Annotated in this window: 26 protein-coding genes and 1 pseudogene; 19 read left to right on the top strand and 8 right to left on the bottom strand. The window is 47.5% G+C overall.

Features of this window, described 5'->3' with window-relative positions; genetic code table 11:
- Positions 1-44: 44 nt before the first annotated feature.
- The 6 genes from KB557_RS00775 (at position 45) to KB557_RS00750 (ending at position 4,972) form a co-directional block, all read left to right on the top strand.
- Positions 45-914, top strand: a complete 870-nt coding sequence (locus KB557_RS00775; protein WP_255130889.1) for a phycobilisome linker polypeptide — start codon at positions 45-47, stop codon at positions 912-914.
- A 70-nt stretch (positions 915-984) separates the two neighbouring features.
- Positions 985-2,601 carry a phycobilisome rod-core linker polypeptide gene (locus tag KB557_RS00770; protein WP_255130888.1) on the top strand — a complete coding sequence of 539 codons (1,617 nt, stop codon included), beginning with the start codon at positions 985-987 and terminating at the stop codon, positions 2,599-2,601.
- A 53-nt stretch (positions 2,602-2,654) separates the two neighbouring features.
- The gene (locus KB557_RS00765; protein ID WP_255130887.1) at positions 2,655-3,389 is read left to right on the top strand and encodes a phycobilisome rod-core linker polypeptide; all 735 of its coding nucleotides are present in this window, start codon (positions 2,655-2,657) and stop codon (positions 3,387-3,389) included.
- An 87-nt stretch (positions 3,390-3,476) separates the two neighbouring features.
- On the top strand, positions 3,477-4,016 hold the full coding sequence (locus KB557_RS00760) for a phycobiliprotein lyase (protein ID WP_255130886.1): 540 nt from the start codon (positions 3,477-3,479) through the stop codon (positions 4,014-4,016).
- Positions 4,009-4,653, top strand: a complete 645-nt coding sequence (locus tag KB557_RS00755) for a chromophore lyase CpcT/CpeT (protein WP_255130885.1) — start codon at positions 4,009-4,011, stop codon at positions 4,651-4,653. The genes KB557_RS00760 and KB557_RS00755 overlap by 8 nt, the downstream gene beginning before the upstream one ends.
- A gap of 7 nt (positions 4,654-4,660) precedes the next feature.
- Positions 4,661-4,972, top strand: coding sequence for a CpeR family transcriptional regulator (locus KB557_RS00750; protein WP_255130884.1), 312 nt, complete (start codon positions 4,661-4,663; stop codon positions 4,970-4,972).
- On the opposite strand, the gene KB557_RS00745 is transcribed toward KB557_RS00750, so the two are convergent.
- A complete protein-coding gene (locus tag KB557_RS00745; RefSeq protein ID WP_255130883.1) occupies positions 4,969-6,291 on the bottom strand; it encodes a HEAT repeat domain-containing protein in 1,323 nt (440 codons plus the stop codon). The genes KB557_RS00750 and KB557_RS00745 overlap by 4 nt on opposite strands.
- A gap of 362 nt (positions 6,292-6,653) precedes the next feature.
- Entirely contained in the window at positions 6,654-7,088 is a 435-nt protein-coding gene (locus tag KB557_RS00740) for a DUF2656 family protein (protein ID WP_255130882.1), read from the bottom strand.
- A 53-nt stretch (positions 7,089-7,141) separates the two neighbouring features.
- On the opposite strand from KB557_RS00740, the gene KB557_RS00735 reads away from it, so the two are divergent.
- The gene (locus tag KB557_RS00735; RefSeq protein WP_255130881.1) at positions 7,142-8,026 is read left to right on the top strand and encodes a HEAT repeat domain-containing protein; all 885 of its coding nucleotides are present in this window, start codon (positions 7,142-7,144) and stop codon (positions 8,024-8,026) included.
- On the opposite strand, the gene KB557_RS00730 is transcribed toward KB557_RS00735, so the two are convergent.
- The 3 genes from KB557_RS00730 to cpeB all read right to left on the bottom strand — a co-directional run bounded on the left by KB557_RS00730 (position 7,998) and on the right by cpeB (position 9,802).
- Positions 7,998-8,615: a HEAT repeat domain-containing protein gene (locus KB557_RS00730; protein WP_255130880.1), complete on the bottom strand. Its 618-nt coding sequence runs from the start codon at positions 8,613-8,615 to the stop codon at positions 7,998-8,000. The two genes, KB557_RS00735 and KB557_RS00730, sit on opposite strands and share 29 nt — an antisense overlap.
- Positions 8,616-8,695: 80 nt before the next feature.
- On the bottom strand, positions 8,696-9,190 hold the full coding sequence (gene cpeA, locus KB557_RS00725; RefSeq protein WP_106498713.1) for a class 1 C-phycoerythrin subunit alpha: 495 nt from the start codon (positions 9,188-9,190) through the stop codon (positions 8,696-8,698).
- A 51-nt stretch (positions 9,191-9,241) separates the two neighbouring features.
- Positions 9,242-9,802 (bottom strand): class 1 C-phycoerythrin subunit beta, encoded by a 561-nt coding sequence (gene cpeB / locus KB557_RS00720; protein WP_255130879.1) that lies wholly within the window; start codon positions 9,800-9,802, stop codon positions 9,242-9,244.
- A 273-nt stretch (positions 9,803-10,075) separates the two neighbouring features.
- Here cpeB and KB557_RS00715 point away from each other — a divergent pair, with 273 nt between their 5' ends.
- The 8 genes from KB557_RS00715 (at position 10,076) to KB557_RS00680 (ending at position 15,143) form a co-directional block, all read left to right on the top strand.
- A complete protein-coding gene (locus tag KB557_RS00715; RefSeq protein WP_255130878.1) occupies positions 10,076-10,291 on the top strand; it encodes a hypothetical protein in 216 nt (71 codons plus the stop codon).
- Positions 10,292-10,293: 2 nt separating this feature from the next.
- Positions 10,294-10,893, top strand: coding sequence for a phycobiliprotein lyase (locus KB557_RS00710; protein ID WP_255130877.1), 600 nt, complete (start codon positions 10,294-10,296; stop codon positions 10,891-10,893).
- Positions 10,893-11,606, top strand: a complete 714-nt coding sequence (locus tag KB557_RS00705) for a 15,16-dihydrobiliverdin:ferredoxin oxidoreductase (protein WP_255130876.1) — start codon at positions 10,893-10,895, stop codon at positions 11,604-11,606. The genes KB557_RS00710 and KB557_RS00705 overlap by 1 nt, the downstream gene beginning before the upstream one ends.
- Entirely contained in the window at positions 11,599-12,372 is a 774-nt protein-coding gene (locus KB557_RS00700; RefSeq protein WP_255130875.1) for a phycoerythrobilin:ferredoxin oxidoreductase, read from the top strand. Before KB557_RS00705 ends, KB557_RS00700 begins: the two co-directional genes overlap by 8 nt.
- A 153-nt stretch (positions 12,373-12,525) precedes the next feature.
- Positions 12,526-13,044, top strand: a complete 519-nt coding sequence (locus KB557_RS00695) for a phycocyanin subunit beta (RefSeq protein WP_255130874.1) — start codon at positions 12,526-12,528, stop codon at positions 13,042-13,044.
- A 44-nt stretch (positions 13,045-13,088) separates the two neighbouring features.
- The gene (cpcA, locus tag KB557_RS00690) at positions 13,089-13,577 is read left to right on the top strand and encodes a phycocyanin subunit alpha (protein ID WP_255130873.1); all 489 of its coding nucleotides are present in this window, start codon (positions 13,089-13,091) and stop codon (positions 13,575-13,577) included.
- 88 nt (positions 13,578-13,665) lie between these two features.
- The gene (locus KB557_RS00685; RefSeq protein WP_255130872.1) at positions 13,666-14,493 is read left to right on the top strand and encodes a HEAT repeat domain-containing protein; all 828 of its coding nucleotides are present in this window, start codon (positions 13,666-13,668) and stop codon (positions 14,491-14,493) included.
- Positions 14,490-15,143, top strand: a complete 654-nt coding sequence (locus tag KB557_RS00680) for a HEAT repeat domain-containing protein (protein WP_255130871.1) — start codon at positions 14,490-14,492, stop codon at positions 15,141-15,143. The genes KB557_RS00685 and KB557_RS00680 overlap by 4 nt, the downstream gene beginning before the upstream one ends.
- Here KB557_RS00680 and KB557_RS00675 read toward each other — a convergent pair.
- Both KB557_RS00675 and KB557_RS00670 read right to left on the bottom strand, forming a co-directional pair.
- Positions 15,136-16,699: pseudogene (locus tag KB557_RS00675) on the bottom strand (bifunctional pantoate--beta-alanine ligase/(d)CMP kinase). The gene KB557_RS00680 and the pseudogene KB557_RS00675 overlap by 8 nt on opposite strands.
- A gap of 6 nt (positions 16,700-16,705) precedes the next feature.
- Positions 16,706-17,233 carry a septal ring lytic transglycosylase RlpA family protein gene (locus KB557_RS00670; RefSeq protein ID WP_255130870.1) on the bottom strand — a complete coding sequence of 176 codons (528 nt, stop codon included), beginning with the start codon at positions 17,231-17,233 and terminating at the stop codon, positions 16,706-16,708.
- A gap of 401 nt (positions 17,234-17,634) precedes the next feature.
- Here KB557_RS00670 and purM point away from each other — a divergent pair, with 401 nt between their 5' ends.
- The 4 genes from purM (at position 17,635) to KB557_RS00650 (ending at position 20,009) form a co-directional block, all read left to right on the top strand.
- The gene (gene purM / locus KB557_RS00665) at positions 17,635-18,669 is read left to right on the top strand and encodes a phosphoribosylformylglycinamidine cyclo-ligase (protein WP_255130914.1); all 1,035 of its coding nucleotides are present in this window, start codon (positions 17,635-17,637) and stop codon (positions 18,667-18,669) included.
- 72 nt (positions 18,670-18,741) lie between these two features.
- Positions 18,742-19,332 (top strand): histidine phosphotransferase, encoded by a 591-nt coding sequence (locus tag KB557_RS00660; RefSeq protein WP_255130869.1) that lies wholly within the window; start codon positions 18,742-18,744, stop codon positions 19,330-19,332.
- The gene (locus tag KB557_RS00655; protein WP_255130916.1) at positions 19,329-19,487 is read left to right on the top strand and encodes a hypothetical protein; all 159 of its coding nucleotides are present in this window, start codon (positions 19,329-19,331) and stop codon (positions 19,485-19,487) included. Before KB557_RS00660 ends, KB557_RS00655 begins: the two co-directional genes overlap by 4 nt.
- Before the next feature lie 54 nt (positions 19,488-19,541).
- Positions 19,542-20,009, top strand: coding sequence for a hypothetical protein (locus tag KB557_RS00650; protein ID WP_255130868.1), 468 nt, complete (start codon positions 19,542-19,544; stop codon positions 20,007-20,009).
- A gap of 169 nt (positions 20,010-20,178) precedes the next feature.
- On the opposite strand, the gene KB557_RS00645 is transcribed toward KB557_RS00650, so the two are convergent.
- Positions 20,179-20,847 (bottom strand): TMEM175 family protein, encoded by a 669-nt coding sequence (locus KB557_RS00645; protein ID WP_255130867.1) that lies wholly within the window; start codon positions 20,845-20,847, stop codon positions 20,179-20,181.
- Positions 20,848-21,148: the final 301 nt, after the last annotated feature.

Below are 21,148 nucleotides of genomic sequence, written 5' to 3'. Positions count from 1 at the left end.
GCTTCTCATCAGATGATGGTGGAGACCAGTTGTTTTACTCATCGATGCCCTTCGGTCCTGCCTCGCGCTTAGGAGTAGAGCGCTTTGATAGCGATTCCCCCTACGAAAATTTTTCCGGGGATCCAGATGCAAGCAAAGTAGAAGTGATTAATGCCGCATACAGGCAGGTGATGGGCAACGCCTATGTGATGGATAGTGAGCGCCAACTGGTGCCCGAATCACAATTCAAACTAGGGGAAATAAGCGTTCGGGAATTCATCCGCCGGATTGCCAAAAGCGAGTTGTACCAAAGTCGCTTCTTTGATGCCTGCTCTAGATACAGATATATCGAATTAGCTTTCCGCCATTTGCTAGGCAGAGCACCAGCCAGCTTTCAAGAGATGCGTGTTCATGCCGAACGCCTGGATACCCTTGGCTACGAAGCAGACATAGATAGCTTCCTTGATTCAGATGAATACCAAAATACCTTTGGTGAATACACCGTTCCATACCAACGCGGCTGGAAAACAGAAAGCTGCAGCACTATGCAGGAATTTGGTTGGAGCTTCCAGTTGCTAAGAGGTAATAGCAGCAGCAGCCTTAAAGGAGATCTTGCCGGAATTAGTTCAAGGCTAGGGGGAGCTGTTTACCAAAACCGTCCGTTAGCAGTAATTGCACCTTCCTCTGCTGAAACGCAAGGATGGAGCTTCCGCCCGGCTACAAATCTGCAGGATGCAACAACAAGGCTTGGCGCAGGTGCTGTTGGGCGGATGTATCGAATTAATGTAACTGGGTATAGAGCAAATAACATTCGCCCTATATCACGTTATATAAAATCAAATAGGGTATATTTCGTGCCTTACGAAAAGCTTTCACAAGAATACAAAAGGATCCACAAAGAAGGCGGTGTAATCTCCAGCATCACCCCAATGTGAGCTGGCACGCAAAAAAATTAAATATATTTACTACATAATACAATCCACCTGTCAAACGAGGTTTCCAAAAATGACAAACAATCAATCACGGTCTTTATTATTTGGGGCAACCGCCCTTATCGATGGGCCAATCTCTTTCTCAAGAAAGCGCACACCATCAAAAGGCGCCGCCACAACAAACAGCGATTTCCGCAAAGGAATACAAACAAGCAGCGATAAATTTCATCCAAGTGATGAGGATCAGCTAGCGATTGTTATAACCGCTGCCTACCGGCAAGTATTTGGCAATGTTCAGCCAATGGAAAGCGAAAAGCTTGGAAGCGCTGAATCACGACTAAGAAATGGTGAGATTGAAGTGCGCGATTTTGTGCGTGAACTAGCCAAATCAGCATTTTATCGTAGCCGCTACTTTGATGCTGTTGGGCCCCATCGATCAGTTGAACTCAGCTTCAAACACATTCTTGGCAGGGCACCACAAAACGAAGCAGAAATAACTGAACATGTAGCGAGAGTGGCTGCAGATGGATTTAACGCCGACATAGATAGCTTAATTGACTCCGCGGAATACAACACAGTTTTTGGAACAGACACTGTTCCTTATGCCAGATCGTGGAACTCAAAACCAGGTCAGCCGCAATCAGCCTTCAACCGTATCGCCGCACTTGAACAGAATTTTGCTGGCAGCGATACTGCAATTGGAACAAGAAGTCAGCTGATGTACAGCTTGGTTAAATCTATAGGCAACACAATTAAGTTCCCATCACAGGTATACCAGTCAAACTTTATTGAATCTGGTGGTTATGCAGGTAGGCCAACTGGTAGTACAAGCTTCAAACCCGTTAGCCGAGCCAGCAGCGATGGAGGAGATTCAACTCCCTTACGTGGGGATCTTTATGTGGGATTTGGCTTAGGTCAACGGGAACAGGAAAAATTTGAACGCTGCACTGGTGATTCAAATGATCAGATCAATGCTCTTATAAGAGCAACCTATCGCCAGGTGCTGGGGAACCCCCACATGATGGAAAGTGAAAGATTAATAACAACTGAAAGCAAGTTTACCGAAGGTTATTTGAGCACTCGTGAATTTGTTAGGGCAATTGCACTTTCATCCGAATATCAACGCAGGTTCTTTGAAACCAATGCCCCTTATCGCTTTGTAGAATTAAACTTCAAGCACCTCCTGGGCCGCCCACCACTTTCACAGGCTGAGTTGAGCGTGCACATCGTTCGCCTCGCAACTCATGGTTATGAAGCTGAAATCAATAGCTACCTAGATTGCGAAGAGTATCAATCAAATTTCGGTGAATATACTGTTCCATTCGCAAGAATCAGTACTGAATCAGGTCGCAATCAGATTGGCTTTAATAGACATCTTGCCCTAGCACAGGGTTTTGCAGCCAGCGACACAGTACAAAATAGCTCAGTTCTAGTTAATTCTGTTGCAACAAATGCAGTGCCATCAGGTTGGCGTTCCACCACCATTAGAACTAATCGAAACGCGGTATTCTCAGGTGCATCAGATGCCACTACAAAACGCTTCAGGATCGTTGTAACCGCTCAACCAGCAGGTGGGCGTCAACGCAAACCAAACGCGAGCTATTTGGTAAGCGGTAAAGACATCACAAGCCAACTTAGCTACATCCACAGGCGTGGCGGCAAGATTGAATCAATAACTGAAGTAATCTAACTTAATTTTAAATTTATTCAACACAACACCACAGCAAACCAAAACGAATCCAAATGATTACTCAAGCGGTTAATCCAAGCCTTGATCTGAGCCATGCCACTGAAATCATTCGTGCGGCAAATAAGCAGGTATTTGGCAATGCACATCTCATGGAATATGAACGTGTGATCAGTGCTGAAAGCATGTATTACAACGGCTCACTCACAGTGCAAGGGCTAATAACAGCCCTTGCACTATCTGATACCTATCGCCGTCTTTTTCTAGATGCGAATGGTCCATATCGTTTTGTGGAACTTAATTTTAAGCATCTACTTGGCAGGGCACCACGCAATCAAGCTGAAATCAGTGAACATGTTCAACGCCTAGCCAACGAAGGCTACGAAGCAGAAATTACAAGCTACACCAATAGCCAGGAATTCTTCAGGATCTATGGCACTGATACGGTTCCCTATTGCAGAACAAATCAAACAACCATAGGTGAAACTAATTCCACCTATGTGCGCACCCAAAATCTAGACAATGGTTTTGCAAGTTTTGATGGCGGCAAAAAAGCAATACTGCTTTCGTGGCTTGCTACAGGCACCAGCCCATCTCTAAACGAACGCAAACCAAAAGGAGGGACTGATCGAGGTTCCCGTCTTTATCAAATAGTGTGGTCTACAAGCGGCCAAGTGAGGAACCTGCGCCGTTCGATCCAGAAATCCATTGTTAGCTATTCATCTTTATCTTCAACTATTCAATCATTGCAGGCCAGAGGTGGGAAAATTCAATCAATAAGCAATATTTGATGGCGTAGCAAAAATCACCAATACCTGGCCCGATGGAACCCTAAGTGATAAAGTTTAACAAAATCCATTCGGGCCCTTATTCATAAGATGACCATTGAAAGCTTCCTACTTAAAAGCGAAGGTGAGTGGAAATCCATGAGAAGTGGGCATTCACTAGCCTTTCAACAATTCGAGGAAGTAATAAGCCAGATTAAAATAACAATATTAAAACTAACTGATTCAAAAGTATCGGCATTATTATCTAGCATTCCGCTGCAAACTGGCATTCCAACTACGCCATTTAGAATGGCTTGGAATGCAGAAAGTGATTGGGAACCAGACGATCCAAATCAAGTATCATCTGGTGAATGCATATTAATTCCAATTAAACAATCGGAAAGTAATGGTTTATTAATTCGAAGTGTTGGCTACGCAGAATCGGAGCAGGCTATTTCAAAATATAAACTACTAAACGACGATACATTTACACTATCAACGGAATATGGCCAGTCGGTAGCAGAAGAGCGAATCTGGTTTATTAGCCCAAATGTACGCTGCAGATCATCTGTGCTAAAAACAATCTCAGGTAACGGGATTTTGCAAACATCATTTTCATCAGAAGTTAGGAAACTAGATCTAAATGGTTGAACCTTTAATGAATAGCGAAGAACAGCTATTAAAGTTTGCAAAAATCATAGCAGGTCATTTCAGTAACAAGAAGCAAGCATTGCTTAATTCCCGAGATTTTGCTCACATCAATATATATTTCAGGCCATTAAAATGGCATATATTTAAAGGGCCTGGATTTTACTCAGAACAAAGTTATTCACACGACCCATGGCGTCCGTATAGGCAAGGAATCCACAAGTTAACTCACGAAAATGGAATTTTTAAGTTGCTCAATTTCGGGGTTACTCGCGCAGAGAGGCTCGCAGGCGCTGGATTTGAGCCCAGCCTTTTAGATGAACTCAGCCCAGATCAACTAATAGAAAGGGCTGGTTGCACAATGCATTTCCGTGAAATTAGTAGCGGAAAATATTGTGGAGAAGTTGAACCTGGTAGGGCTTGCCTAGTTCCACGTGATGGCAAGCTCACATACCTCGTGAGTGAAGTAAATGTAGACCTTTTTAGTTGGGTTAGTAAAGATCAAGGCTTTGATCCGGCAACAAACGAACTGTGCTGGGGATCTGAACATGGATCCCTAATTTTTGAACGAATTAGTAAAATAAATAATGAATTAGACGCAAACTGGATTTCTTCAAATACTAAAATCGAAGAACAATAGGGTTAATATGGAAAACCAAAAAGATGCAAAGCAATTAAAAGACTGGATACGCTCTCATCACTTAATATGTATGGGAACAGATTTTATTTTTGAAACTATTGATCAAGCCCAATTAGAAAGATTTGAAACTTGTTTAAAATCTTTTGGCGGACATGTCAGGAACATAGCAGCTGTGGGGCATTGGCCGATGGGGCCAAACCGCTACTTTAAAATCTTAAGGGCTACTGCCTCAGTACCTCGCCCAGGTGGTGAAATTTTTGTTCAATACTGGGCAAGTAAGGGTTCACCTAGCACACGCTTTTCAGAAATTAGCAATTAGCTGCTAAATCTAAGTGCCCGATTGCGAATATACAATTCAGAATCTGTAGAGCATATAACCTGCAGCTCATCTAAAGGTAAGATATTCAAACTTTTAGATTCCAACAACTCCCATGCAAGTAATGACGCATATCTAGCTTCCCAAAATAATGTTGCAACTGGATCAAGCCATTGCACTGTCCTTTGAGCCGTAAGCTGCGGTGCCACTTCAGCCAATGCCAAAATTGCAGCAGGCTTTGATTTAAGGAATTGAGGCCTTGGATTTACTATTGCCTCTAGTAATATTTCTATGGCCTTGGTTTGATACTCAACCTTCCACTCTCGAGCTTGCCCCATTAAACGAATAAAGAAGTAATGTGCTCCATAATCATTAAATGCATCGGTTATCCAGCGATCTAACAAAATAGGCCAGATATCATCAAAGTTTCTGTTCGCAAGGGTTTTGAGTGCCAGATAGCATCGGCTAAAATCAGTTCCAAAGAACTCTTGAATTAAAAAATCGATAGCGGGAGGTTCATCATAACAATGAACAATATTTACCACAGAATACTCATCTTTAATTAAATCATCCAAGCAGTTATAAAGGCTTTTCCCAGCAATTTCAGGCAAATTTATTGGCCATAAAGCTCTCACGGCACGCATTTTAAATACTGGTGAAACCGGGGCACTCAACACCTGCGGAAGCAGGTTATATGCTTTTGAATCAATAATATCCTGAATAGCTGATTGGCGATCCATTTGATTTGGTAGAATCAAATGTTCTATTAAAATTGATAAATCCTGATCTTCCTTAACTAAAATTGCCAAGCCAGCCAATGCAGCTCCCTGAACCGCTGAATTGTCACTATTTAAATGGCACCTAATCGCCTCGACAGAATCCAAGGCCCCCAAGCCACTAAGAGCCTGAATGATTATCCGATAATTTTGGCCTGGTAAATAAAGTAATTCTATTAAACGTGAAATAGTAGCTTTATCCTGACAATTTAACTGCTTTAATGCCCAAGCAGTATTTTCAACAAGATATGGATCGTCACTGCTTAAGAAATCAAATAGTAAAGGCAGACAATCCTGGCATCCTAAAAGACCAAGGACTTCCACCGCTTTACGCTGAGCGAGTTTGATTGGTTGCGAATTATCAGTGCTCGCCAAAAGTTTTAGCAATGCGCTTTCAGATTCCAAACCTGGGAAATTAAGCAGATGGGCTGCCGCCATGTAGTAATCGCTGTTTGAATCAAGCTGCTCAATGGGGCTACCCAGAATGCGTATAGCTTCTGCCTGGCTCAAGCCCAAATGAATGTTTGAGAATCGATTGTTGCTCATCTGTGCTACTTACTGCAAGATTAAAAACTAATTTTAAGAGTTGTGATTTAAAATAGAATTGAGAGCTAAATATGGCACAATAAGCGTGCCTAATTTAAATATCCGGATGGGACCAAATCACCTTAATGCCCTTGTAGTTACAAGCTCCTATCGGGTAGGACAAAAACCTGGCGCTCAACGCTCAACGCAAATCTCACTTGCTCAACTCAGCAACTATATTCACTCATTTAGGGCCGGGACTGACGGCCAAATCAACATATCGCAACCCGGCGCGCCAAGCACCCAATCTAATCAAGAAATTGAAGGCAAAGTTGAGGTTGAAAACGCTGAAAAAATTCCAGCAAGACGTCGCAAGAGATGAATTAGCTAGCCTTCAGCAATCGTTCAAATACAGCATCAGCTGGTCTGCCAGATTTCAAGGCATCCCAATTGATGCTCCTTAAAAAAGCATCGGCATCCAGGGTTTCTACAACATCAACACCCCAATTACCGATTTGGAGTGGGGAATTAGGATTTGCATTCTCATCCTTTCTACCACCAAGCGCCATCACAGTATGGCTAAATTCATGGCCTAAATTTAACCTCATTTTTTGCCATGCCTTCAATAAAGATTCAGCCATTTGATTAGCATCAAGCTCAGATTCCATCCTCAAGCTCCAATGGGGATGGCTCAATGAACTAATTGACATAAATCCTTCGCATTCATTTTTCAAAGCCAAGGCCAACTCATCAGCACTAATCGCTGGCACTTGAGTTGATATTACCTGCAAATTGTGCGAAACGATAAAAACTGCCATGGAGTTGTTGTCGGATTGTTGCTATGCTAACAAGCTAGCATGTTCAAGTTGAAATGTTGCCATTTTCGCCGCCATTAGATAATAGCCAAGGGCAGCTAAGTGAAGAGGAAGCAACATTACTAGCCACCGAGCTTAAGCAACAGTTGCGTCAAGGAAAGGCACCAGCTCAAGATGCAGAGCTGATTGAACGGATGGTGGCAGGTCTTGGAGATAAACGCGGTTTAACTCGTTTAACCTTCGCAGAAAGTTTAGGGATAGTGGGTAAAGCTGCTGTTACACCGCTTTGCAATGCCTTAAACAATCATTGCAATGTAACGGTGAGAAGAGCAGCAGCTAAAACTCTTACATTGATAGCAGATCCAATGGCAATACCAAGCCTTTTAAATGCATTGCTCAATGATCAAGATCCCGTGGTGCAGGGCTCGGCCGTGGGAGCAATTGCTGCCACGGGCGCCGATGGGGTGGCACCCTTGCTAGGTGTGCTGATCAATCCGGCTGCCAGCTCAATGCAAATGGGATTAGCCAGTTGGGGGCTTGCCTTTGTAGGAGCTCAGGCAGCAGATGCACTTAAACGTGCAGCCCAATCAGACAATGAGAAAATAAGAACAGCTGCAATCGCAGCATTGGGTGATCAAATACAGGCACTGGAAGATAATCAGGCGAGAGATTTACTGGTGAATTCTCTAGGTGATCGCTGCGCTGATGTGCGGGCGGAAGCCGCCACATTACTCGGCAAACTAAACGAACCCGAATGGGCATTCCCCCTACTCATCCCAAAACTTTCCGATGAGAACCAACAGGTAAGAAAGAATGCAGCCCTGTCATTAATGAAATTAGAAGCAAATCAAGCAATCCCAATATTAGAAGATTGTCTTGCACGGGAAAGCGATGACTCGGTTAAGGCAATCTTTAAACTTGCAATAAATCAGCTCGGTTAAGTGCAGATTCAATTGTTTCTTTAACATATGAATCAGTTGTTTTTGATTGCAATATATCTTGCAAAAAGCAAGTAATACTGGGATCTTTAATTTCAACTATTGCATTTACTCCCGCCACAGCCAAGGCGGGATTAGCTCCCCTGCAAATCTCTTTAAGTAGCGGCAAAGCCTGAATACCAACCTGGCCAAGAGCCATCACAGCAGCCAATGCAACCACGGGAGAATCATCGACCAACGCGCACTTAAGGGCATTAATTGCCTCTTCTGGAAAGCTTATGCCGCAGTAGTTTGATGCAACTTGAGCGTAGGCCTTAATACAACTTGCCCTTACAGTTGCATCTGAGCTTTGCCGAAACTTTAGCGCTAAAGGTATTAACGACATTTCGCCGAATGCGCCTATAGCACGCACAGATGCACGCCTTAAAGTTATATTTTCCTGATCAAGCAGTTCAAGCAACTTTGGCAATGATTCATCTGGCCAGTGACGCACTAAAGCTAAAAAAGCTTCTGTTTGGATATAGGGGTTTGGATGTTCTAGGTCTTTAAATAATTGATCAATACCTGGAATTTCAGCGGAGTGAGAAGTCATCAAATTATGCTCAAAACTGTTGCTAGAGAATAAAAAAGGAGGCCATAAAGGCCTCCAGATAGTTCTAAGCGTTTAATTGCTCAGGAAAGGGCGTTGATGGTGTAATCGAGGTAAGCCTTGAACTCCTTGAGAGCTTCGGGGCTCATGTCACGGGGTGAACAAGCGCGGTCGCGGGTGTAGGTGAGTGCCTCAACGTAGGCAGCAGTAGGAAGACGCAGGGTGCGATACACCTCACGGGCTCCAGCGATGCCCCACTCGTCGAGAGGGCCAGTGCCGCCCACAACCAAGCAGTAGTTGATCAAACGCAGGTAGTGAGCCAAGTCGCGGTAGCACTTGTCTACCTTCACTTGGTTCTCACCAGCTTCACCGGGCTGACGCAGGTATGGATACTTGTTGAAGCAAGCATCACCGGCTTCTTTGGTGACTTTGTCGAGGCCGGCAGCCAGCTTTTCAGCAGCTTCCAAGCGAGCCGCAGCGCGCTGGATGTTGCCTTGAACGGCTTCTAGATCATTCTGAGAAGGGAAGCGACCAGCAGCATCAGCGGCGGTCACAACTGTTGTTACGACGGATTTCATCGAGCGGTTCCTTAGGTGGAAGTGTGCGTAGTTGAAAAATTAAGCTGAAGCTCAGCCCAAAGCGCTGATAACGCGGTCGAAGTAGCTACCGGCTTCTGCAACTAAGGCAGAGCAATCACCCTTAACGGTTTCCATCTTGCGGAAACGGCTTTCCACAGGGTTGGTGCCGGTGGTGTTGGTCTCGTTGATGTGGGCTGTGGAGGAAGCCTTCATGATCGAAACGGCGCGACCAGTAGACTGAAGGGGCACGCCAAGGGCAACATAGGTTTCCTTGAGGCCATTCAGGCAGCGGTCGTCGAGCACGGAGGCATCGCCGGCGAGTAATGCATAGCTGATGTAGCGAAGCACGATTTCGCCATCGCGCAGGCAAGCTGCCATACGACGGTTGGGGTAGCAGTTGCCACCAGCCTGGATCAGGCCTGTGTTTTCGCAAATCATGCCGGTTACAGCATCAGAAACAATGCAAGAAGCATTGCTGGTGATGGCATTAACGGCGTCAAGGCGCTTGTTGCCTTCAGCAACATAGTTACGCAATGAGGCAAGTTCGCCGGAACCAATTGGAGCGGTTTTGGCATCAGCGCTTACAACAGCGCGAGAAAAAGCGTCGAGCATGAGAAAGCAGGACTATGGGTGGGTTAAATCTACCGAAAAGCCAGGAAAACCTGAGTAAATCAGCAGCACTTGGGATGCATTAAGCAGAAGTTTTTCAACCTTTGCCGGGCACCCCTGAACCGTAAGCCGTCTTTCACCACTGCACCTGCGAAAGCGGGCAATCACGTAAAGGTTCGTCATCAAAACTCCAGGCTTTTGGCTTTTGAGCCTGAATTTCGTTTTTTATTTAGATTTAGAGCCTCTGTGTAGGCTTTAATTCGCCAAAAAATAATTATGGCTGAATCATCTGCAGTTGACCCCAATGTTTCTGAATTAGAGGAAACCATTCAGGAACTCAGTGCCTACCGCGATCGCCTCCGCAACGATGTTTTAACCCTTGGCCAGAAACTGCGCTTACCCAAAGCAAAAGTGGAGGCCTCTATCGCTGATCACCCCGAATTGCAACGCATAGATGAGATCCTGATTCAGCTTCAAGGGCAGCTCGCGTAGCAATGGAAGCAACCAACACGCCCCTAAGCATGGTGGCTTTTTTTGCCGCTAGCCGAGGCACCTGGCTCACCCGCAGGGCTGTTCACCATCTCGACCATCAAGCCGATGAGGCAGGGGATTCAAATCTAATAATTGAACCTTTTGATCGGGAAGACCCCAGTGTGTACAAGATTTGCACTTCCCTTGGAGTTGATCCAGCAAGCGCAGCCGGTGGCGCCAGATTTTGGTGGGAAGGCAATCTCAACCAAGGCTCACAAGATCCAGAGAATGCCGCAGTACTAATTGATGTACCGCAACAAGGTGATAGCCGTAAAGGATTTCTATTGAGGGATAAAGGTTATGTGGAAAAGGCAGCTGTGATGAGCACTTACAACTTCAGCGATGATGGGGTGCTTTCGATCACCACTAGATACGACACAAACGTGGGCATCGAACGCTGTTGGTTTGTTACTGATCAGGTGCGTATGCGGGTGAGCTCAGTGCAATTTCTAGATGGGGTTTCCATGACCACCTATTGCACCGAGCTGCGTTGTTCCAGCGAGGAAGCAATTAAAGCCACTGCTGCCAAGGCTCAATTACTCGCCCTAGCTGGCAAAAATTGATGTTCGACCCTTTTTTGGCTGAACTCCAAGAAAAACTCAAAGCAGCGGGCTCAGAGCCACTGCCGCTTTCTAGTGATCTAGAGGAATGCCATTCCAGCAACGGTAAAAGCGTTATCAAAAACTGGCTATGGGCTGTGCCGGGCTTCAGGCGCTGGCGCATTACCCGGCTTGATGCTGGCGATTCTCTCCAGGTTCTAAATGCTGTTGCCTATCCGGAATACAGCCGCGATATGCCGCTTATGGGGATTGATTTGCTCTGGTTTGGAGCCCGTTCGAAGTTGGTGGCTGTACTGGATTTTCAGCCACTAATTCAAGACAAAAGTTACTTTGAACGCCATTTTCAGGGATTGCAACAGCTGCATAGCAATTTTCCTGAATTAAGCGGAGAAGAGGCGATGCGCTCTTTTGATCCACACCAATATTTTTCGCCGTGGTTACTCTTCTGCCGTGGAGGCAAGGAGGAAGCATCTTTATCTCTACCCAAAGCTTTCAATGCATTTTTGAACTGCTACTGGGCCTTGCATCAACAGAGCAGCGCAGCCCAATCGCTTATCCCTGCAACAGAAGTGCGGCAGTTGCAAATTGCATACGATATCTACAGCGCAGAACGCGATCCTGCCCACGGCCTTTTTAAAAGCCATTTCGGCAAGGAATGGGCAGATAATTTTTTACACGAATTCCTTTTCCCTGCAGGCGACAACCAAAATGCGTAGCTCCAGCCTTGAACCCGTAATACTGCCCAGCTGGCGTTGGCAGCCTTTTTTAAACCATGCGGTGGAAGCGTTAGCAAGATTTGAACCACAGCCATATCCCATACCAGAAAGATTTCTTTGGCAATCAGATAGTGGCGGCTCTACAACCAGGCCATTCAACGTAACAACAGCCACTTGGGCCTGCAAAACGAATAAATTGCGCCAGGTGCGTGCCGCTTGCGTTGAAGGGGGAGAAGCTGCTTCAGTTCTTAATTTTGTAATTAATCCGAGTTTTAATTATGATCTACCATTTTTTGGTGCGGATTTAGTTACACTGCCAAATGGCCATTTGCTAGCCCTGGATCTCCAACCAGCGCTTAAAAACGATGCGTTGCATACACAATTAGTTTGGGAAAAGCTTCTGCCTTTGCATCAAGAGTGCAGCAAAAAGCTTCCCAGTGGCGGGCCGATTCCAGCGGAAGCTGAACCCTTCTTTTCGCCAGGTTTTCTCTGGACGCGAATTCCATTGGGCCCAGAAGGAGATGAATTAATCAAGGATGCTGTTATGCCAGCTTTCAAGCTTTATTTGAATCTTTATTTGGAATTTGTAGATGCAGCAACACCTGTAGATGCTGATCGCTCCAGTGAACTTTTAGCAGGGCAATTGCGATATTCCACCTATCGGGCCTTAAAAGATCCCGCTAGGGGAATGCTGACGCGATTCCATGGAGCCGAATGGACCGAAAGCTACATTCATGACGTTTTGTTCGATCTCAGGAGCAATTGATCAAAAATATGTTCCAAGCCTGGAATTAAACCGATTCAGATCGCCTCTCAATATTTGTCGTTAAACATTGTGAACAGGCCGAGAGGATGGTGAGGTTATTAGCCAGAATCCAGCTGTGGTATCCACCAGCAGCAATCCCAAGGAGTTTTCACAATGTTCGACGCCTTCACGAGGGTTCTCGCCCAGGCAGACGCCCGGGGTCAATTCATAAATCCTGGTGAGATCGATGCTCTCGCGAAGATGGTTTCGGACAGCAATAAGCGTCTGGATTCCGTGAATCGTATCTCCAGCAACTCATCAACCATCGTGGCTAGCGCAGCCCGTCAGTTGTTTGCTGAGCAACCTGCATTGATCGCGCCAGGAGGCAACGCCTACACCAGCCGCCGCATGGCCGCTTGCCTACGCGACATGGAGATCATCCTCCGCTACGTGACATATGCAATTTTCGCCGGTGATGCTTCTGTATTGGAGGATCGCTGCCTGAACGGCTTGCGTGAAACCTATCTAGCCCTTGGCACCCCAGGTTCATCTGTGGCAGCTGGCGTGAATCTCATGAAGCAAACAGCCATCGGGATCGTTAATGATCGCAATGGCATCACCAATGGTGATTGCACCGCTTTGGTGAGTGAAATTGGCACTTATTTTGACCGCGCTGCAGCCGCTGTTGCTTAAAAGCAGTCGACTTAACTTTTTAACTCTTCCCACCAAACCATCCAATGAAAACTCCCCTCACAGAGGCTGTTTCCGCCGCTGATTCCCAAGGACGTTTCCTCAGCAACACTGAGATTCAAGGCGCCTTTGGTCGTTTCAACCGCGCCAAAGCGGGCCTTGATGCGGCTAAAGCCCTCACAACCAAAGCTGACAGCTTGGTAAACGGTGCTGCTCAAGCGGTGTATTTGAAGTTTCCTTACACCACTCAGATGCAGGGACCTAACTTCGCTGCTACCCCTGAAGGTAAAGCCAAGTGTTCCCGCGACATTGGTTACTACCTGCGCATGGTTACCTACTGCCTCGTGGCAGGTGGCACCGGCCCTATGGACGACTACTTGATCGCCGGCCTTGATGAAATCAACCGCACTTTTGAGCTTTCCCCTTCCTGGTATGTGGAAGCGCTTAAGTACATCAAAGCCAACCATGGCCTCACTGGTGAATCCGCAACCGAAGCCAACAACTACCTCGACTACGCAGTAAACGCGCTAACTTAAGTTTCGGTTTATCTGTTATCTAAACCTCCCTCTACATGAGGGAGGTTTTTTTATGCTTTTAAACTAAATATCAACAATGCTGTGCTAGATGGATAAAAAGATTCTGCCTGGGGAGCCTATCAATGAAGTTGAAGCATTACAACGGTTGCAACAACAAGAAGACCCAAGCCAACGCTGTTATGCCGCTTGGTGGCTGGGTCGAATGCGGTCACAGCATCCTGAAGTAATTCCACTTTTACTGAAGGCACTTGAAATAAAACCAACTGCTACGGAAGCTGCAATAGCTGTGGCAAGAAGCGCTGCTCGCTCCCTTGGCAAGTTGCATGCAAAAACTGCCTTAGCCCCTCTAATTCAAGCTTTACTGCATCCAGATCATGGTTTAAGGGAAGCCGCAGCCCGTTCTCTTGGTGAACTTGGTGATTCAAAGGCGATAAAACCACTCATGGAACGCTTGCTGCTGCCCGGAGCAGACGAACCGGTGGGGAATGGCCTGCATTTGGGAGAACCCTGTGAAGCGCTACTGGAAGCAATCGGCCAAATTTGCATAACAATTAAGTTCGAAACAAATCAAGATTTTCAACAACCCCTTGAACGGTTTCTACAAAACAAACGTCCTGTGGTGGCTAGTGCTGCCAGCAGAGCACTACTGCAAATCAGCGGCAATCCCAAGTGGGCAGAACCAATGCTGGCTTTGCTTGAACATCCTCAGCTGCAAATGCGGCGCGCTGCCTTGATGGATCTGGGTGCTTGCGGCTGGCGACCTGCGGCAGAAGCTATTAGTTGTTGTTTAGCCGAAAACAGTTTAAAGCTGATTGCCCTGAGGAACTTGGTGGAGCAGCCTCTCATAAGCTCAGGCTCCATATCCCTCGGAGCTAGGGAGCAACAGCTGCTCGCCTTAATGGATAAATTGCTATGAACTTACTGAAAGATCTTCTGCTTGCGGTGCAAACAGCCGCTACCGCAGATTCCTTAGTGGATGCAACTCGGGATTTAGCAGCTATCTGTTCTGATCTGCCCGCTAACTCCAGTGATCAATTAACAGCAATTAATTGCTTAATTGAATTACTTAGTGCAAATAATCCCGGCGCTGCTGTTGCCGCTGTAGATGGCTTAATTGCCTGCAAAACAGCAGCAGTTCAACCCATCCTCAACAACCTTGATGAACATAATTACGGTGCTAGGGCTTGGGCAGTGCGAGCTCTTGCCCAAATCGGCGATCCCCGCGGTTTAGCGGTGCTTCAAAGGGCAATAGAGCAAGACATCGGCCCCAGTGTGCGACGTGCAGCTGCAATGGGCCTTGGCCGCATAGAGCTGGCTGAGCTTTCGCCAGAAGAAAAGCTTGAAACAATGGAAATTTGCCTTGCAGGCTTAAAGCTTGGTTGCGCTGATGGGGAGTGGATTGTGCGTTATGCCGCGGTGGTGGGGCTTGAAAATTTCAGCAGAAATTCCTCAAACTCCTTTGCTCAAGCCTGTTTACGGCTATTGCAAGCTCGCAGCCAGGAAGCCATTGAAGAAACTCCAGTGGTGCGTTTGCGGGCCGCCCAGGCCCTAGCTGCTTTTAGCTAAAGCCTGGGGGAAGGAGCTTTGCCTCATACCAACTAACGATTTGCTGCACCACCTGCTCAATGCTCATGCCATCACTAACAAGTTCCAAAGCATCAGCGGCTTTGCAGAGGGGGGCTACCGCCCTTGTGGAATCAAGTTGATCCCTCGTATTGATCTCCTGCTCAAGCTGCTGCAAATCAGGTAGTGGTAAACCCCGCTGGATCAAATCAGCACTTCGGCGCCGGGCCCGTTCTGCCACCGTGGCAGTGAGATAAACCTTGAGCTCCGCATTGGGAAATACAGCAGTGCCTATGTCTCGCCCTTCTGCCACCAAGCCGCCACTGGCACCAAGCCGCCGTTGCTGAGCCGTTAAGGCATTTCTCACACTGGGAAGTGCTGCCACCGCCGATACGCCAGCTGTTATTTCTGCGGTGCGAATTTGCTCCGTTACGTTTTTGCCATTCACCCACACAAGTTGATCCCCCTGCGGCTGGGCTTCTAAACGCAGCTCAAGATCTGATAGCGCCTGCTGCAGTGCTTTGCTTTCCTGAACTGGCAAATCAAGGCTTTGCAGCAGCCAGGTAACAGCTCGATACATCGCACCGGTATCTAGATAAACCAATCCCAAGCGCATGGCCACCTGGCGGGTAACGGTGCTCTTACCTGCACCGGCAGGGCCATCAATGGCAATGATTGCTGAATTGGTCATGAAAAATTGGTTATAAAATCCGGTGATCAATTAAGCGTGTGCTGCCGCAACGCACAGCTGCAGCGAGTAGGGCGGGGGTTTCCAACAGCTGCAGGGGCTGCAAGCTAAGGGGATTTACCAATTCCAAATATTCCACCTGGAGAGCTGCGGCCTCTAAACAAGAACGTAGCTGCAACAAAAGTGTTTCCTTATTTTGAACCACATCTGCAATGCCAGGGTTTGGGCAAATGCTGAATTCAGCCAATGCCTTAGGCAAAGCAGCTGCCTGCTGGCGTTGCTCGCCTGTGAGGTAAGTATTCCTCGAACTAAAGGGCAAGCCATCCGCTTCCCTTTGGGTGGGGCAAGCCATCACCTGCACCGGCAAACCCAAATCCAGCACCATGCGCTTAAGCACCTGTAGCTGCTGCCAATCCTTTTCCCCTAGATAAATTCGCTTGGGTTGAACCAAAGCCAATAATCGGGCCACCACAGTGCACACCCCTTGAAAATGTGTTGGTCGCTGGGGGCCGCAGAGATGCTGCACCAGTTCAGGGGCGGGTAACACCTGGGTTAGCCCCGCTTCTCCCCGTGGGTATAAATCATTGATTTGAGGCGCCCAAAGAGCATGGACGCCATGGCTTGCCGCAAGTTGTAGATCCGCTTCAAGCTGGCGGGGATAACGCTCAAAATCCTCGCCGCGGCCAAATTGCAGCGGGTTCACGAACACACTCACCAAAACCCTGGTTCCGAGTTGTGCTGCTGCATTAAAAAGCCCACCGTGGCCGGCATGTAAGCCGCCCATGGTGGGTACGAAATTAATTGCCTCGGTGCTGGCTGATTTCCACTGCTCCAAATCTTGAAGCGAAAGGAGCAGAGGGATCTGAGCCATTGGGCTTTACTGCAACACCTCAAGCTTCACTCGGGCAGTGCCAGAAGCAATCAAACCGAGCTCGTGGGCTGCTCCATGGGCAAGATCAATCACCCGAGCGCCATGAAAAGGGCCGCGATCGTTGATGCGCACTACAGCAGAACGACCGTTCCACAAATTTGTAACCCTCACCTTGGTGCCAAAGGGCAGGCTGCGATGGGCGGCTGTAAGGCTGCCGGGCCTAAAAACTTCGCCGTTAGCGGTGCGATTACCAAAAAAACCTGGGCCATACCAGCTGGCTTCCCCTTGGCTTGAGGCAAGCACCCGAGGGAACATCCGCACAGATGGAGCTTTGAGCTTTAGGGGCAAAGGTGAATCAAGGCCTGGAAGCTCAAGATCCAGGGAGCTTGGGGCTGTGGTTTCGGCAAGAGCGGTGAGCTGTTGTAGGGGCTCCGTGTTCTCTTGGGCCACAGTTGGAGCAATCGTTGCTGCAGCAGTGGCAATGCAAAGCAAGGCACTAGAAAACAGGAACTTTGCAGCTTGAAGATTTTGCATAACAAACGAAAAAGGCTGTTAACAGCAACCGGGAGACCTTGATCAACCCAGCTCAACGGTTTATTGGAATGCATGTAGGAATCAAAAAACTGTGTTTTTGATAACGAAATGCCCGTTGCAGTTCCTAATGATTTGAACAACGAATCGAATATAAAGCAAATAAAAAGCTGCTTTTAATCACTAGGCCGCTTTATTTTTAGATTAGGAAATGCAATCAATCGGCTAATCGCCCTGATCGCAATTACTTTGGCGGCAGGATTAAGGGGGAAAGTATCAGCAAATCCGATCAACGCCATAAGCTCAACTGATTGAAGCTTGTGTCAATCTCAGAACCGTCTACCAAATTTTATTGATTTTGGGGCGGAGCTTGAGCCAGCATGCTCACCAGATCGAGAGCTTCAATGGATTACCGCAGCGCTGGGGTGGATGTTGAAGCCGGCAGGGCTTTTGTTGATCGCATTCGCAGCAGCGTTGAAGCCACCCGCCGCCCTGAAGTGGTGGGCGGCCTGGGCGGTTTTGGTGGGCTTTGTCGCCTTCCTCCAGGTATGCGCAAGCCACTTCTTGTGGCTGGCACCGACGGTGTGGGTACAAAACTCGAGCTCGCTCAAGACTGTGGTCGCCATCACGGGGTGGGAATCGATTTGGTTGCAATGTGCGCAAACGATGTGATCACCTGCGGCGCTGAACCACTCTTTTTTCTTGATTACATCGCCACCGGCAAGCTCAGCCCCGATGCAATGGCCGAAGTGGTGCTGGGTATCGCAGAGGGTTGCAGCCGCAGCGGTTGCGCCTTACTCGGCGGTGAAACCGCTGAAATGCCTGGGTTCTATTCCGCCGGCCGTTACGACCTCGCAGGCTTTTGCGTAGCTGTTGTGGAAGAAGACGAACTAATTGATGGGAAACAAGTTGTTGCAGGTGATCGCTTGATAGCTGTTGCCAGCAGCGGGGTGCACAGCAATGGCTTCAGCCTTGTGAGGAGAGTGTTGAGCGATAACCACATTGATCTGCATGCCCCCCAGGACGCCTTAGCTGGTGCCACTGCTGCCAATGCCTTGCTGGAGCCCACACTCTTATATGCACCATTGGTGAAAGCTTTACGAGCTTCTGGATTACCGCTCCATGCCATGGCTCACATCACCGGAGGGGGATTACCCGAAAACCTGCCCCGCTGCTTACCGAAAGGATTAAGGGCCCTAGTGGATCCGAACAGCTGGCAGCGGCCAGCTTTATTCAGTTGGCTACAGCAACTGGGGCAGATTCCAGAGGCGGATTTATGGCACACCTTCAATCTGGGAGTGGGCTTTGTATTGGTGCTGCCTGAAGTTGCAGTTGCCCCTTGCCTAGAGCTAATCAGCAGCCTCGGCATGGCCGGATGGCCCCTGGGTGAAGTTGAAATCGGCCCAGCTGGGGTGGCTGGATTACCAAATGGGGCTTAGGGCACCTGAGATCTGTCAAACTGAATGATCAACTTGCAAGTAACGCCTGGCTAACCAGGTCTAATAACCGAAGTGATTTCAAGCGAAACGTCTCTTAATCAGCCCCGTATCACCCGTCGCCGCAGTTCAGCTGGCCCAATTCCGCCAAATCGCCCCCAGCGTTTTGGCGCTGAACAGCAACGCGGCGGACCAAGGCCCACCTACCTAACTCTTGCTGATCATGGCAAGGTTTATGTGGCAGATCTGCCTCAGATGTCTGATGGGCAGCTCGAAACCGTTGAAAAAGAAGCCCAAGAGGTATTTGAAAGCCTGCAACGGCGCATTACCGAACTTGAACAACTCGGTAGCGCCAGCCTGCGTGATGACGGTTTGATTCGCGCTTGCACAAAACGCGACGTTACGGATCGCTTTTTACGTTCAGTTGCCCATGAGCAAGCTCGACGCAGGGATAATCCAAGGCTGCACGCTGCCGCTGGTGAATCCTTAGCCCGCGCTTTTCTTGAAGTGGCTCGCCATCGCTTGCCTGGCCAAACCTTTGATTCAATCCTGCAGGAGGCATTAAATGCCTGCGAAACCCAACCCACAGCGGAGGAACCAGGCGATGATCCGGCCGATGCCCCTGCTCCTTCAGTGTTACCGGTGGTGCTTAGCGAGGAGCTTTGAGCCAAGCCATACCTGCAGAGGTTCCAAGCGATACGGATATTGAAACGCCTATAGACAGCAAAGAAATTGAAAAGGTTTTATGCGGCCATTGCGGCCGCACTGCAACCAATGGGATTTCTTGTCAAGGTATCTGCGTTGCAGACAGCGGCTATTAAAATCAGCAGAATGGATTTATCTCATTTATGGCTATGAATCGAACTATTTGCTTAGTGATGCTTACAACAGGCTTAGCTTTCGCTTATCAAACTGAGGTTACAGCGCAAAAAATACTTGAAAACATTGGTAATCTCACCATCTCAACAAGCAATTGCAGCCGTAATTTAGAGGATCAACCGCAGGGGCCCTGCAGCCGGGTTGTGCTGGATCAATTGCAAAAAGATGTAATCAGCGTACGTTTCATCGCCCGCGGCAAACAACCTGATTCCAGCAATCAACTCACCCTTGCTGGCACCAGCCAAAATAGTTTGCAATGCAAAAATACCCGTTGTGTGATCACCGGCCCAATCGAATTGGAACTCAGCAGTATCAGTGAAGTTTCATACAACAACAACGGCATAGCGGAAGAAATGCCAAAAGCTTGGCCTGTATTGGGCAACTGCAAATTGGAACTAAAATCAATTAGTTGTAAAGCTCGCTCTATCCAAGGGCAACGCTGGGAAGCAAACGCCAGTTTCTAAAATTCAAATGTTAATGGCGAGAGGTTTGAGACCAGAGGAGAGGAGGATCCATCACACGTTCCCCCCCTCTCTGGATGGCCTGAACCAGCTTTCTCTGCTTGTGCTGTCTGAACGTCAATGCTATGAGACAGCGATAAACAGGGTTAATAGCCAATGCTCTTGTTGACGCTCACCTTCTATGCCTTTTTTTGAAGAAGTTTATCGGAAAGTATGTGATAATTGCTATCGCTGCGATTCCAATTGGTGGTTGCATGTAGGTGAGAGGTGAGAGCCCTATAACTCCAATAAAGGCAGTGATTAACACCTTAGTTGATGATGTTCCAAATATGAATTCCAACTCTTCTCTTTTTTCTGGGGTTAGCCCAAGTTGTCTTTTTCCCAACTTTGCAATTACTGCTGAAAACAAATAGACAATTGTTATAATTCCAAAGATGGCGATACTCGCGAAAGTCATCGCAGAATCATGCCGGTGATCTCCCATTAATACTTCAAGATCGTAGTGATTTACTAGGTAGTAGATTGGAGGCACTAAACTACTCGCAAAAAGAATCCAACCCGTTAAAATGATAAAAACCCGATTTTTATTGATACCATACAGAAGGACTTTGTGATGCAACCATATGTCATATATTATTGTAAAAATAGCAAAATAACCTATAATAGTAACCCCTATCTCCATACCTATTATTAATTGCGATTGAGGCTTCTGATTCTCTATGGTTTTTAATATAACTATAGGTAGTTCGATTACAAGTAGCGTCTGGATGATTCCGTAAGTTGCATCGATAATACCAATCCAATATTCTTCGCTGGCTTCCCAGATTGCGTTTAATCTCATTACCCAAAGACTGACTCTCTCTCTACGGTAGCGGTTTATTTGCCACGCACAAGTCAAATCCATTGATTAAAAAGCCAGGTACTTCTTGGTTTGCTAGGGAAGGTTCGGGAGTGCTTGTTGGGCGCCGCTCCCGTCGGAACAGGGCGACTAATGCCACGGTTGCCCTTAGCCTGAAACGCAGGATTTAGTCAGATGAACCAAGTCAGCCCTGATCTCGCCCCCAGTGGTTCCAACCACCCATGGGCTGTAACGGCCGATAAAGTTAATGACGTAATAAGCCGGCTTGTAGATGCGGCTTCGC

It is taken from the genome of Synechococcus sp. Cruz CV12-2-Slac-r (assembly GCF_024346075.1).
Classification (GTDB): domain Bacteria; phylum Cyanobacteriota; class Cyanobacteriia; order PCC-6307; family Cyanobiaceae; genus Synechococcus_D.
The sequence above is the reverse complement of the archived record's forward strand: the minus strand, read 5'-3'. Positions and strand labels throughout refer to the sequence as shown.

Coding starts and splice junctions, on each gene's coding strand:
- KB557_RS00775 (WP_255130889.1), top strand. CDS start 45: ATGCCCTTCGGTCCTGCCTCGCGCTTAGGAGTAGAGCGCTTTGATAGC.
- KB557_RS00770 (WP_255130888.1), top strand. CDS start 985: ATGACAAACAATCAATCACGGTCTTTATTATTTGGGGCAACCGCCCTT.
- KB557_RS00765 (WP_255130887.1), top strand. CDS start 2,655: ATGATTACTCAAGCGGTTAATCCAAGCCTTGATCTGAGCCATGCCACT.
- KB557_RS00760 (WP_255130886.1), top strand. CDS start 3,477: ATGACCATTGAAAGCTTCCTACTTAAAAGCGAAGGTGAGTGGAAATCC.
- KB557_RS00755 (WP_255130885.1), top strand. CDS start 4,009: ATGGTTGAACCTTTAATGAATAGCGAAGAACAGCTATTAAAGTTTGCA.
- KB557_RS00750 (WP_255130884.1), top strand. CDS start 4,661: ATGGAAAACCAAAAAGATGCAAAGCAATTAAAAGACTGGATACGCTCT.
- KB557_RS00745 (WP_255130883.1), bottom strand. CDS start 6,291: ATGAGCAACAATCGATTCTCAAACATTCATTTGGGCTTGAGCCAGGCA.
- KB557_RS00740 (WP_255130882.1), bottom strand. CDS start 7,088: ATGGCAGTTTTTATCGTTTCGCACAATTTGCAGGTAATATCAACTCAA.
- KB557_RS00735 (WP_255130881.1), top strand. CDS start 7,142: ATGTTGCCATTTTCGCCGCCATTAGATAATAGCCAAGGGCAGCTAAGT.
- KB557_RS00730 (WP_255130880.1), bottom strand. CDS start 8,615: ATGACTTCTCACTCCGCTGAAATTCCAGGTATTGATCAATTATTTAAA.
- cpeA (WP_106498713.1), bottom strand. CDS start 9,190: ATGAAATCCGTCGTAACAACAGTTGTGACCGCCGCTGATGCTGCTGGT.
- cpeB (WP_255130879.1), bottom strand. CDS start 9,802: ATGCTCGACGCTTTTTCTCGCGCTGTTGTAAGCGCTGATGCCAAAACC.
- KB557_RS00715 (WP_255130878.1), top strand. CDS start 10,076: ATGGCTGAATCATCTGCAGTTGACCCCAATGTTTCTGAATTAGAGGAA.
- KB557_RS00710 (WP_255130877.1), top strand. CDS start 10,294: ATGGAAGCAACCAACACGCCCCTAAGCATGGTGGCTTTTTTTGCCGCT.
- KB557_RS00705 (WP_255130876.1), top strand. CDS start 10,893: ATGTTCGACCCTTTTTTGGCTGAACTCCAAGAAAAACTCAAAGCAGCG.
- KB557_RS00700 (WP_255130875.1), top strand. CDS start 11,599: ATGCGTAGCTCCAGCCTTGAACCCGTAATACTGCCCAGCTGGCGTTGG.
- KB557_RS00695 (WP_255130874.1), top strand. CDS start 12,526: ATGTTCGACGCCTTCACGAGGGTTCTCGCCCAGGCAGACGCCCGGGGT.
- cpcA (WP_255130873.1), top strand. CDS start 13,089: ATGAAAACTCCCCTCACAGAGGCTGTTTCCGCCGCTGATTCCCAAGGA.
- KB557_RS00685 (WP_255130872.1), top strand. CDS start 13,666: ATGGATAAAAAGATTCTGCCTGGGGAGCCTATCAATGAAGTTGAAGCA.
- KB557_RS00680 (WP_255130871.1), top strand. CDS start 14,490: ATGAACTTACTGAAAGATCTTCTGCTTGCGGTGCAAACAGCCGCTACC.
- KB557_RS00670 (WP_255130870.1), bottom strand. CDS start 17,233: ATGCAAAATCTTCAAGCTGCAAAGTTCCTGTTTTCTAGTGCCTTGCTT.
- purM (WP_255130914.1), top strand. CDS start 17,635: ATGGATTACCGCAGCGCTGGGGTGGATGTTGAAGCCGGCAGGGCTTTT.
- KB557_RS00645 (WP_255130867.1), bottom strand. CDS start 20,847: ATGAGATTAAACGCAATCTGGGAAGCCAGCGAAGAATATTGGATTGGT.